Below are 11891 nucleotides of genomic sequence, written 5' to 3'. Positions count from 1 at the left end.
CTTTATTATAGAGAGATGATTCCTTCTATTTTTCCAGCTTCCTTATAGTAGGCGATGACCTGATCAGGATCTTGAACTTTAAGGCGTATGGAGTAGGCGGTATATTTCCCTGTAGAAGAAGGTTTTTCTTCTATAGAGGCGGTAGTGCCAGCAAACACGGCTCTTATAGCTGCTCTTTTTTCTTCCCCTGAAGGGAGAATAAATTTATATAGGTATTCGGCAGGAAATACGGTGGTTTTTTCTAGTTCTGATTTTAGTTTCGTGTAAAATTCTTCTACTTCTTGATTTGTCATTTTTGTTAGGTATTAGTCGTTAGTGATTAGTTTGCTTTGCCGCAAAAAGTATGCCAAAAGCATCTCACACCCAATTTGTCACTTTTGAGCCACACCCAGCTGTGAGCACTCACAGGTTTTACTTTTCCCTCAAAGAGAAAAGGCTCCCTTTTGGGGAGCACTTTTCAAAAAGATATGTAATGTCCAAAACCTAATTACATGGAGTTGATTGTACTTTTGATTTATAGAGTGTTGTTTTATCATTATCTATAGTACCATTCTCTTTTTTAACATAGAGAGCTTCTTTGATAGCTACTACTTTATTTGCTGGTAAGGCAATACATTCTATGTGACCTGGATTTGTAGACTGTTCTACTATATCTATAGTCTCAATACTACTAACTCTTGTCAAATCTAATTTAGTTAGCTTTTCTGCTTTTGTTAGGGAGACCTTCTTAAGAGCATTGCTTGCTCCTGTAACAGTTTGTATAGTTCCTCCAGTTATTTCTAGTTCTTCAAGAGACGATAATCCTGTAACATCAATATTGGTAGGTCCTTTAGGATAGAGAGTAAGTTTTTTTAGCTTTCTAAAGTATTCTAAACCAGCAAGATTGGTAACGTTATTATCTATTTCGAGAGTGGTGATTTTATCTATATCAGATTGAGTATAAGGGCCATCTACTGGGCGACGATTATAAGTTGTCCAGTCAATTCTTCTAAGAATACCAGACACTAAAGATCTTAATCTAGAGTCTGCAATATTTATGACTGTATTATCTGTATCATTTGTATTAGATTTATACACCACTGTGCCATCAGCAGAATTGAGGGCAGTAGCCTCTGCAGTACTCTTTACATAAATATTTGTTACTCCCACATTGTTACGGCGACTTGCACAAGTTCTACACACTTTCATAATTTGGATGTTATTAGCAACATCTCCCACCAATGAAGTTTCTATAGGAGTAAGATTAATATCTCCTGAGATATCATTTCCCATGAGATTGAGCGCCTTTAGCTTATTAAGTCCAACAAAGAAAGTAGCAGGAATGCTAGTAAGGTTGTTTCTTTCCAAAAAGAGTGTTTCGAGCTTAGGCGTTTGGGTGATAGAAACTGTTTTTAGAGTGCCTCCATTAGAGTACAAAGCTTTAAGCTCAGGAAGGTTATTTATTTGCAACTCCTCTAAATTGGTTCTGTGAACTTCAAGAGTAGTAAGCTTAGTAAGATTCGCTAAAGAGAATTTCTTGTCTGTCAAGGTCAAGGTACTTCCCTCTGGAGCAGAAACCTTCAAAACAGAAATATTCTTAAAGTTCTCTAATCCTTTCAAGGACTTTACATCTGCATTGGTTATATCTATTGCCCCTTCATATCGCTCAGCTTCCCTGACAGTTATCTTACCATCACTATTTGCGTCTATTGAACTATTAGCTGTAAGTATACCTAATACCACAGGGTCAAAATCTATATATGCACTTACCTCTCCTGCAGTATACTTATTAGTTCCTTCTGAATTATTCAGTGCATTAGCTACCGATTCAGAGATCACTTCTACTTTCTGTACTGCTGAATTGCTTCCTCCTCTGAATATCTTGGTATTGGCGGGTTCCAATTCCACGAGCTTCTTAAAATCCAATACTCCCTTAAGCTGGTTACCTGTAAGGTCTATTTGTTTAAGTTTGGTAAGGGATTCTAAGTGCACTGTTGTGAGCTGGTTTTCTTTTGCCTCCAAAAGGGTTATATTTTTGAAAAGTTCTATTCCATCCAAAGAGGTAATGCCAGCACTCGGTACTCTAAGGGCTACAACTTGATTTACCTCACTAATACTTATCTTCCCATCTCCATTTTTATCTATAGTTCCTCCATTGTCTCCTGTAGCAAGCAGTGCTGCCTTAAACTTGGGATCTCGGATATAGACTTCATCATCTACTGCTGTCCAAGCGCCATTTTTCTTTTGATACACCTCTCCAGTGGTGGTGTTGACAAAAAAATCTTTATCATTTCCAAAAGAATTAGAAGCCTGCTCAGCTGCATAATAAATTTTGCTTCCTGTTTGATAGTCTTTTAGCGAACGTTTAGCAATATAGACGCCATTTTTCACTTCAAAAAGAGTCTTAGAGGTCTTGTTGTAATAATACTTGTTAGTTGTATCATCAGGAAAGTCAGTTCCTTCAGAGACAGTACTCTCTGGTGTTACTCCTCCATTACCAAAATCAGGGTCTTTGTTGTCCTTATTACAACTCACGGCAAGGGTTGCTGCCGAGAGTAACGATAACGCTAATAGTGTGTGTAATTTTTTTCTCATAATTAATTAGTTTTGCTTAACATTACAATAATCATTTTTTTGTCTTAATTAGGTTTTTTTACATGGGGCAAAAGTAAGAATTTTTTTATAACCTACCAAATAGTCTCTCTCTATCAGCATGAAAAGTTCTTGAAAAATGGGTTTATCAACTATGTTATTAACCGTTTTATAAAGTATATATAAAGATCTCTTTAACAAAATACACTTATTATGACATACATACGTGGGTTTTTATTAAGAAAATAGGGGGTAAAGCCCCCTTTCAAGAGAAATTATGCACAATTGGTGATTCTTTGTTAATAACCCTATTATTTTTGCCATTTTTTAATCCAATCAGCAAGGGTTTTAGACCAATCATCACGATCATTTAGGCAAGGGATGCAGTTATAACTTTCCCCTCCGTGTGCTAAGAAGGTCTCTTTGCCTTCCATGGCAATCTCCTCAAGAGTTTCCAGGCAGTCGGCTACAAAGGCAGGTGTTACAATGGCTAATTTCTTCACCCCTTTTTGGGCGAGTTGTTCTAAGGTAGCATCGGTATAGGGTTGCAACCAAGGATCACGCCCTAAGCGGGACTGAAAGGAAGTACCATAGCTACCTTGGGGCAGTTGTAAGGTATTGGCAATGGATTGAGTTAGCGCATAGCACTGGTGCCTATAGCAGTACTGATGCGCAGGGGAGAGTGTATTGCAGCAAATATCGTTGATCTGGCAATGCTCACGGGTTACATCGGACTTATAGATATGCCTTTCGGGAATCCCATGGTAGGAAAAAAGTAGGTATTCGCCCTCCTTATAGTACTGCTTGATAGAGTTAGCCAATACCTCGATATACTCAGGCTTATTATAGAAAGGAGGTAGCTCTGAAAGGGTGATATGAGGATATTTTTTCTTGATGATTTTATGTGCTAATACCGAAATGGTCTCGGTAGTGGACATAGCGTATTGTGGGTAAAGGGGCACCAATAGGATTTCTGTTACGCCCTTTTGAGAAAGCGCCTTGATTGCTTCAGCAATCGAGGGTTTTCCATAACGCATGGCCATCTCAACAGGGATTGTAAGCTGTGTTTGTACTTTTTGAGTAAGGTTGCGGGTATGGATAATAAGGGGCGAACCCTCTTTAGTCCATATTTTCTGGTAAGCAGCAGCTGATTTTTTAGGTCGGGTACGTAAGATGATGCCTTTGACTAGCAAAGCACGGCTTAAGTAAGGCAAATCTATCACCCGTGGATCCATCAGGAACTCATCCAAATAGGCACGTACGTCCTTGACAGCCGTGGAATTAGGTGAGCCCAAATTGACCAAAAGAACACCTTTTGACATTCGTTTGAAATTTGCCACAAATATACGTACTTTTTTATATTTTTTCCTATTTCTTCTATTTATTTTTTCTATAGTGAAAATTATTACCTTAGGCCTTGTAAATAATTCCTATGTTAAGTTAGAAAAGAAAACCTACCAGGGGATAAGCAAAAAGAAATTGCCCCCTAGAGAATAGGAGGCAATATTCAGCAATAAATAAAATGGAAAACTATTTTTTTAACAAATCTCTGATCTCAGTGAGAAGTTCCTCTTGAGTAGGGCCAGCAGGTGCAGCAGGCGCTTCCTCTTCTTTTTTCTTAAATCTATTGATGCCTTTAACCAATAAAAATAGTGCAAAGGCTACAAATAAGAAGTTAATTACTGCCGCTAAAAATTTTCCATAGGCTACGCCATTCCAGATAAGGGCGTCGAGCTTATCCACCTGAGCAGCTTTCAGCGCAGGGGTAAGTAGTAGAGGCGTGATCACATCGGCTACTAAGGAAGATACAATGGCACCAAAAGCAGCCCCAATGATAACCCCTATAGCCAAATCAACTACATTGCCTTTTACAGCAAACTCTTTGAATTCTTTTAAAAATCCCATAAATAACAATTTGTTTAAATTCTGCGGCAAAAATAGAATATTTATTTGATATAACAAAGAAAATTTACAAAATATAGAAAATAAGTCCAATATTGAGTAGATAACTCTGCAAAGAGGTTCCACTTTGGGTATAGGTATCCCTAAAGAGGGGGCGTAGGCCGTACTGTACATATATATTCCACGTATTGTGCCCTATGGCGGCATATAAGCTGCACTGGAAGCCCTTGAGCACTTCGGGGTGGAGTGTATAGCTTTGGGATTCGCTGCTGAGCTTATAGCCAGAGGAGAAGATGAGGGAGGGCCTCACCCCCGCATAGATACGCCAGAACTTATGGGTATAGGGGGTGGAGGTACGCCAGCGAAACTCTATAGGGAAATCCACGGCATACTGTTCGTAATAATTCTTTTGGATATGTTCGTCCTCAATGGATACGATGTCATACAATAAGCCATTACTCCCTTCTTGGGCTTTGAGGTTGATATAAGTAAGCTGATAGGAAAGGCCGACTCCAGCAGCCAAACCTATATTCCGCGCTTTATTCAAGGGAATATCTCGCTGGTAGCCTCCGAAAAGACCTCGTGAGAAACTGTGTTGCTTGATATCATCAGGTTTGGAAATGAGCCAGTTATAGGTTATCCCTAAGTAAAATTGATCTTCAAGGTAGTGAGTATCTATCTCATTGGCAACCTCTAGGGAGTCCGTTTGTGCATAGGTTGCCACAGAGAGCAGGCAACCAATCCAAAGCATATAAAACCGCATGTACTATTTTTTATAGGCAAAAGTACAAATTTCTAATAGATAAGGTTTCTTTTTTAACAGAAAAAACGTATCTTTGCACTTGTAGAAGTGAAGAGAGAGGAGTGAAAAGTGAAAAGTGAAAAGTGAAAAGAGAAGAGTGAAAAGTGAAAAGTGTTTTAATTAATAGACTAACCACTAATCACTAATCACTAACCACTAACCACTAACCATTAACCATTGACAATTAATAATTAACAATTAAAAAGGTGAATATACTTAGAAGAAATCGTAGGCTACGTGTCAATGAGACCATACGTGCCTTAGTGAGAGAAACAACAGTAACCCCTAACGACTTTATCGTACCGCTATTCGTGGTGGAAGGTAAGGGGGTAAAGGAAGAGATCCCCTCTATGCCTGATTATTACCGCTATAGCTTGGATATATTGGCCAAAGAGGTGAAAGAACTATGGGACTTGGGTATCAAGTCCGTACTACTTTTTGTAAAGGTGCCTGATAACCTCAAGGATAACCAAGGAACGGAGGCGCTCAATCCAGATGGACTGATGCAGCGTGCTATAAAGACCGTAAAGGACGCAACTCCCCAGATGCTGGTAATGACCGATGTTGCCCTTGACCCTTATTCTATCTACGGACATGACGGGATTATCAAAAATGGTGTGGTAGAGAACGATGCGACTGTATCGGTACTTGCCCAAATGAGTCTTTCGCATGTAAAAGCAGGAGCCGATTGGGTAGCCCCTAGCGATATGATGGACGGCCGTATAGAGGAAATTCGCTTGTTCCTTGACAAATACAACTTCAAGCATGCAGGTATTATGGCCTATTCAGCCAAGTATGCCTCTGCTCTCTATGGGCCTTTCCGCGATGCCTTGGACAGTGCCCCTGTGGATATGGAGGATATTCCTAAGGACAAGAAGACTTACCAAATGGATTATGCCAACCGTATAGAAGCGCTCAAGGAAGCAGTTATGGATGTGGCTGAAGGTGCTGATATGGTGATGGTAAAACCAGGGATTGTATATCTAGACATAGTACGCGAGGTGAAAAATGCGGTACAAGTACCCGTTTCTGTATATCAAGTATCAGGTGAATATGCGATGATCAAGGCCGCTGCACAGCGCGGTTGGTTAGACCATGATGCCATTATGCTTGAGCAGATTTATGCTATTAAGCGTGCGGGAGCGGACTTGATTGCTTCTTATTTTGCTAAAGATGTTGTCAAACTTCTATAAATTTCTTTTTCATTCTACTTAATTTTTTTTAGATGTCCTTCTGTGGTGAAAGCCACAGAAGGTTTTTTTCTGCTTTTAGTTGTTTTTGTAAGATTATCTTTGTAGTTTTGCAGGGTAAAACTAACCCGATACAGATATGAATATACGTAAATTTGCAGGTATAGACATTGGCTCCAATGGGGTACGCTTACTTATTGCCAATGTATTAGAGGAAGAGGGCAAAGAGCCTATTTTTTCCAAGGGTAGCTTAGTGCGGGTACCTATTCGATTGGGGGCAGATGTATTCGAGCAGGGGAAGATCAGCCCAGAGAATGCTTTACGCCTTGCCGATGCCATGGAGGCCTATCGCTTACTGATGAAGGTACAAGGAGTGGAGGCTTACCGCGCTTGTGCTACTTCAGCTATGCGTGAGGCTACCAACGGGGCGGAGATTGTCCAAGAAGTAGCCCGAAAAACGGGGGTAGTTATAGAGATAATAGATGGGGCAGAGGAGGCGGCTATTATTGCCAACACTGACCTACACAGCCTCTTGCAGCATGATAAGAACTACCTCTATATAGATGTAGGGGGGGGAAGTACAGAATTTACCGTATATACACAAGGGGCAGTACGTGCGGCCAAATCATTCCCTATAGGGGGGGTACGCTTGCTCAAGGGCAAGGCAGACCAACAGCTATGGGACAAGGTCAAGGATTGGATTCGACTCTATACCAAAGACCTTAAAGGAATGGAGGCCATAGGCTCAGGAGGAAATATCAATAAGATATCCAAATCCATAGGCAAGCTCAAGAATGAACCGCTTACCCGACACTTCTTGGAGAATTACTTAGAGCAAATCAGCCAAATGAGCTATGAGCAGCGTATCCGTGATCTGGAACTCAACCCCGACCGTGCCGATATCCTTCCTTTGGCGCTGCCTATCTATATCAAGGCGATGAAATGGGCGAAAATCAACCATATCCTCGTCCCTAAAGTGGGACTGGCCGACGGGATCGTAAGGCAACTCTATTTAAGTAGTCAGTAGTCAGAAATCAGTAGTCAGAAGTCAGTTTCTGACCACTGACCACTGACCACTATTTTTTAGTTTTTCTCTTAAGTATAGGGTCTATGATCTTAAGGTCATCAAAGGTGATAGCCCCGCGGACTACGCCTGCGATGACGTCATAAAGAGCGTTTATAATGTTGATTTTTAGCTCATTTCTGTGATACAGTAGGCTGATTTCGCGTGCTGGAGACGGTTCCTCAAAGTAGTGTAGGTTCTTCTGTTCGCTCTCAGCTAGATTGAGTGTATGTAGGTAGGGGAGTAGTGTCATACCCATACCCTCGTTGGAGAGGCGGATTAGGGTCTCGAAGCTACCACTCTTGATCTCTACAGGGATAGGTTGCTTGTGTCTGTCATGATTGTTGAGTTCTTGGCAGATATTCAGCACGCTATCGCGGAAACAGTGCCCATCCTGTAGCATGAGCATATCCTTGGGGCTGAGGTCGGAGACTTTTATTTTCTGTTTTTCCTTGAGTTGGTATCGGTCATTGGGGATATAAGCCACGAAAGGCTCATCGTATAACGGGCGCTCCACAAGGTTCTTTTCCCCTAAGGGAGTAGCCACAATAGCCACATCCAAGCTCCCTTCACTAAGTTCACGGACACACTCGCGGGTGGTCATCTCCTCCACATGTAGTTCTACCTTGGGGTATTTCTTGGTGAAATTGTTCAAGAACATAGGCAGCAAGGTAGGAGCTACTGTAGGGATAATCCCTAAGCGGAAGCGCCCTCCGATAAAGCCCTTATGCTGGGCGATGATGCTCTTGATACGCTCAGATTCGTTGACAATGCTCTCGGCTTGTTTTAGGATTTTCTCTCCTACCTCCGTCACACGTATAGGCTTTTTGGAACGATCAAAGATCAGTACGTCCAACTCTTCCTCCAATCGCTGTACCTGCATACTCAGAGTAGGTTGGGTAACAAAGCATTTCTCAGCAGCCACACTGAAATTCTTATATTGAGCAACGGCCAAAATGTACTGGAACTGAACAATAGTCATAAGATAAGTGATTTGGAATTAGAGGGCAAAAATACAAAAAAGTTTTGAGTTTTGAGTTTTTAATTTTGAGTTACTTATAAACTCAAAACTTACAACTCAAAACTCAAAACTAACTAAAAGTCTTTCCTTTTTATCTTTCTCTGTATCATAAAGATAATGGCACAAACCCATAGGCAGAGCGAGCCTAAAGAGGCAGCGATACCTGTGGTAGAGCCGAAAAAGGACTTAAAGAAGGCACTGGTGTAGCCCATAAGTGCGGAGATGTCCAACTTCAAGAGGATAAGGATACGAGAGAGGTCTATCGGATTGGCCAAGATCATCACAAGGGAGAAGGTGTCTAGCGGATATTGGCGAAATACCATAAAGGAAATCAGGAAGATACCATCAAAAATCACTGCCATAAAGAGCCAAATAAAGATGGCCAAGCTAAAGCCCTTGATCTTGTTCTCATGATAAAGCCCAATGAGATAGGAAAAGCCTACAAAGATAAAACTAAGGAATACCCCAGTTACAATCAGCATGATAAAGTTGAATATATCCGGGGAGAGGAACAGCCCATAGAGCAAGAAAGGTACCCCCAGCCCTATGATAAGGCTCAGAGAGAGGGAGAGGGAAATCCCTAAGTACTGCCCTAAGAAGATGTGCTTTCTAGGGATAGGTTGCGCCAATAGTAGCTCTATGAACTCCCGCGCATTGTAGTAATACATCACTCCGAAAATAGTGGAAATCAAGGGGATAAGAATGATAATCACATTCATCAGGGTAATGACTGACTTGGAAATATCGTGGTTGAGAAACAGCAGTATACTACTTAGAATTAGGTAAAAACCCAAGTAGAAATACGTCCAACTACTACGGATAAGGTCAAAGAAAGTATATCGTATAATCTTAATCATATTTTTCGTTTTTTAATAGTTCGGCAATAGCTTCTTGGAAATTGTTCTTTTGGGTGGTCTCTAGCAGTTGCTGAGGGGTACCCCTGAAGTAGATATTTCCTTCTAAGATAAAGAGAATCTCGTCGGAGAGTTCCTCTATGAAGCTAAGAATATGGGAGGTAATAAGGATGGTTTTTCCTTTCTCCTTCTCGCGAAGGATGAGCTTCTTCAGGGCTAAGATGGCGATTGGGTCAAGCCCAGAGGTAGGCTCATCCAAGACCAGTACAGGCACATCTACCATGAAGGTTAGTACCAGATTCACTTTCTGTTTGGTACCTCCGGAGAGGTTGCCCAAGGACTTATTTAGGTGCTTTTGTAGCCCGAAGAGTTCTATGAGCTCTTGGTCATGGCAAGGTAGCTTCTTGATGTTCTTGATCATGGCGATAAGCTCCTTGACTTTCAGGTTGCTGGGGAAGTTGGCTATTTGGGGCAAGTAGGAAATTTGTTCCCTATAAGCCCATTGGTTTTTGATAGATTTGCCATTGAAGAAGATGTCTCCTTTGGTGGGTATGACCATACCGAGGAAGCTCTTCATGGAGGTAGTTTTCCCAGAGCCATTAGGGCCTAAGATAGCGAAGATACCTCCATCCTTGATGGTGAAACTCACGCCTTTGAGCACTTCTAACTTGCCATATTTCTTATGGACATCTTTAAATTCAATCATTATTGAAGAGGTATTAGTTGGGGTAAATATTATTGTTTTGTTCTCTTGAAAGGCTCCATACGAGGAGTCTCATCGATAAGGTTTTCGGGGGTGAATACAGGGGCTACTTTCTCGGAGAAGTTCATAATATCAATGAATAAACTACGTAGCAACACAATACTCTCAGGGGTTCGGTTGCTGATATAGGAAAAGAGCTTTACAGGGCGGTAAGGGACATCGCCTACTCCGTCCTTATTCAGGTCATAACCTGTATAGTCGCTCCAGTAGTTGCTGCGAAACTTGTTGTCATTCACATTGTTATCATAAGCTACATCAAAGGTATTGTTGAAGAAATTATTATCCCAAAAATCATTTTGGTAACACCCTCCACGGATGCGAATCCCCCATCCGTTTTCGGTGAAGTTATTTTCGTTATACTTCATACGAGTACAATTTTCCCCATTGATACCTATAGTATTGCGATAGAAGGTATTACCTACCAGTTCGGAATCATAGAGTTCCTTGAGCAATAACCCATAGGAGGAAGGTCCCCAGTTGTCTTGGAAGGTGTTTTCTACCATTTTCACCCGTTTGGAGAACATGACGGCAGCACCAGCCCCATTTTTAGTAAATTTGTTGCGGTGGTATTCGTTGTCGTCGGAGAACATGAAGTGTAGCCCATAGCGTAGGTTTCCATGGCAGTAATTACCCTCGATATAGGATTTGGACGAGAATTGTATATAGATACCATCACGGCAGTTGGCCGCTTCATTACCAATGATTTCTATATTTTTGCAGCTCCATAGGTGTATGGCATTTCCTGAGTTGTACTGCTCCTTGGCGTTGGAGGAAATCTTGTTGTTTCTTATGATGCCATCACGTCCCTTTCTCAGGAGTACGCCAAAGCATACTTGATCCATGATATTATCCTCTATAAGGAATTTCTTGGATTTGTCTAGGAGTATAGCAGCTTGTTCTTCTGTAGCTTTGAAAGGAACGTTGGCCAGGCGAAAGCCCTTAATGGTAACGCTATCGGCCTGGATTTTGAGAATACTTCCCTTGAACTGGCCATTGATCACGGGCATACCTTTTCCAATAAGGGTTAGGGGCTTGTCAAGGAGTATATTATTCTCCGGATATGTACCCTTTTGTACCTCAATAGTATCACCTTTCTTAGCAATAGCAACAGCTTGAGCAATGGTACTTATAGGGCACTGAGGGCATACTTGTAGGGATTGTGCTTTCCCTAAGAGAGGAAAGCACATAATAATAAGGGGTATTAGTTTTTTTAGCATAGGTTTGATAGCGATAGTCTATTAATGGTCGTGCATGTTACCATGATCCTCATGTGCGGGCTGCTGATGCGCTTGGAACTTAGCTTGTATGCCTTGCCAGTCGTAGAGGTCGCCTCCTTTTTCAGCTTGGATTTTTTGGGCATCTTCCTTTGAGGCAAAGGCGGCCAAGTGGGCACCCATAGGGCTTTGTATCTCTTTAGAGATGAGATAAGTGGCCTTAGTAGCATCAATCAAGGTGTTTTCATGTAAGTAGTCGCTCACAAGGTATAGGGCTACCTTATCCTCTTGGGGGGCTTGGAGCATACACTCTATGGCATCGTACTTGAAGGCTTTGGACTTTTGGGTAACCACTTCTGAGGCGAACTGAGGGCTTACGATGGTCATCTTGCAAAAAGAACACTCTTCCTTGCCATAATCAATAGGCTCGGCCTTGGGAGCACAAGCAATCATAAGGAATGCAAGGCTCAAAAATAGGAATACTTTTTTCATGTTTAATAAATTAATTAAG

At 41.4% G+C, this 11891-nt stretch carries 12 protein-coding genes; 2 read left to right on the top strand and 10 right to left on the bottom strand.

The genetic code is table 11. The features are described from left to right. Positions 1 to 5 precede the first annotated feature (5 nt). The 5 genes from HMPREF1154_RS02025 to HMPREF1154_RS02005 all read right to left on the bottom strand — a co-directional run bounded on the left by HMPREF1154_RS02025 (position 6) and on the right by HMPREF1154_RS02005 (position 5236). A complete protein-coding gene (locus HMPREF1154_RS02025) occupies positions 6 to 293 on the bottom strand; it encodes a DUF493 domain-containing protein (RefSeq protein WP_009640873.1) in 288 nt (95 codons plus the stop codon). 190 nt (positions 294 to 483) lie between these two features. Next, positions 484 to 2574: a leucine-rich repeat domain-containing protein gene (locus HMPREF1154_RS02020; RefSeq protein WP_009640843.1), complete on the bottom strand. Its 2091-nt coding sequence runs from the start codon at positions 2572 to 2574 to the stop codon at positions 484 to 486. Positions 2575 to 2882: 308 nt separating this feature from the next. Further along, entirely contained in the window at positions 2883 to 3893 is a 1011-nt protein-coding gene (hemH, locus tag HMPREF1154_RS02015; protein WP_009640752.1) for a ferrochelatase, read from the bottom strand. 208 nt (positions 3894 to 4101) lie between these two features. After that, on the bottom strand, positions 4102 to 4476 hold the full coding sequence (gene mscL / locus HMPREF1154_RS02010; RefSeq protein ID WP_009640844.1) for a large conductance mechanosensitive channel protein MscL: 375 nt from the start codon (positions 4474 to 4476) through the stop codon (positions 4102 to 4104). A 64-nt stretch (positions 4477 to 4540) separates the two neighbouring features. Continuing rightward, a complete protein-coding gene (locus tag HMPREF1154_RS02005) occupies positions 4541 to 5236 on the bottom strand; it encodes a porin family protein (protein WP_009640886.1) in 696 nt (231 codons plus the stop codon). Positions 5237 to 5481: 245 nt separating this feature from the next. Here HMPREF1154_RS02005 and hemB point away from each other — a divergent pair, with 245 nt between their 5' ends. Together hemB and HMPREF1154_RS01995 are read left to right on the top strand one after the other, a co-directional pair. Next, on the top strand, positions 5482 to 6468 hold the full coding sequence (gene hemB, locus HMPREF1154_RS02000; RefSeq protein WP_009640868.1) for a porphobilinogen synthase: 987 nt from the start codon (positions 5482 to 5484) through the stop codon (positions 6466 to 6468). A 136-nt stretch (positions 6469 to 6604) separates the two neighbouring features. Continuing rightward, the gene (locus HMPREF1154_RS01995; protein ID WP_009640774.1) at positions 6605 to 7492 is read left to right on the top strand and encodes a Ppx/GppA phosphatase family protein; all 888 of its coding nucleotides are present in this window, start codon (positions 6605 to 6607) and stop codon (positions 7490 to 7492) included. 49 nt (positions 7493 to 7541) lie between these two features. Here the strand turns inward: HMPREF1154_RS01995 and HMPREF1154_RS01990 are convergent, their stop codons facing one another. From HMPREF1154_RS01990 to HMPREF1154_RS01970, 5 genes are all read right to left on the bottom strand, one after another. Continuing rightward, on the bottom strand, positions 7542 to 8510 hold the full coding sequence (locus HMPREF1154_RS01990) for a hydrogen peroxide-inducible genes activator (RefSeq protein ID WP_009640848.1): 969 nt from the start codon (positions 8508 to 8510) through the stop codon (positions 7542 to 7544). Positions 8511 to 8623: 113 nt separating this feature from the next. Continuing rightward, positions 8624 to 9406 carry an ABC transporter permease gene (locus HMPREF1154_RS01985; protein ID WP_009640825.1) on the bottom strand — a complete coding sequence of 261 codons (783 nt, stop codon included), beginning with the start codon at positions 9404 to 9406 and terminating at the stop codon, positions 8624 to 8626. Continuing rightward, positions 9399 to 10109 (bottom strand): ABC transporter ATP-binding protein, encoded by a 711-nt coding sequence (locus tag HMPREF1154_RS01980; protein WP_009640789.1) that lies wholly within the window; start codon positions 10107 to 10109, stop codon positions 9399 to 9401. Before HMPREF1154_RS01980 ends, HMPREF1154_RS01985 begins: the two co-directional genes overlap by 8 nt. Before the next feature lie 29 nt (positions 10110 to 10138). Further along, a complete protein-coding gene (locus tag HMPREF1154_RS01975) occupies positions 10139 to 11383 on the bottom strand; it encodes a nitrous oxide reductase family maturation protein NosD (protein WP_232211959.1) in 1245 nt (414 codons plus the stop codon). A 21-nt stretch (positions 11384 to 11404) separates the two neighbouring features. Beyond that, a complete protein-coding gene (locus HMPREF1154_RS01970) occupies positions 11405 to 11872 on the bottom strand; it encodes a nitrous oxide reductase accessory protein NosL (protein ID WP_009640762.1) in 468 nt (155 codons plus the stop codon). Positions 11873 to 11891: the final 19 nt, after the last annotated feature.

This window comes from Capnocytophaga sp. CM59, from assembly GCF_000293175.1.
In the GTDB taxonomy this organism is placed as follows: Bacteria; Bacteroidota; Bacteroidia; order Flavobacteriales; family Flavobacteriaceae; genus Capnocytophaga; species Capnocytophaga granulosa.
Note: the sequence above shows the minus strand (reverse complement) of the source record. Positions and strands in the feature narration are given on the sequence as shown.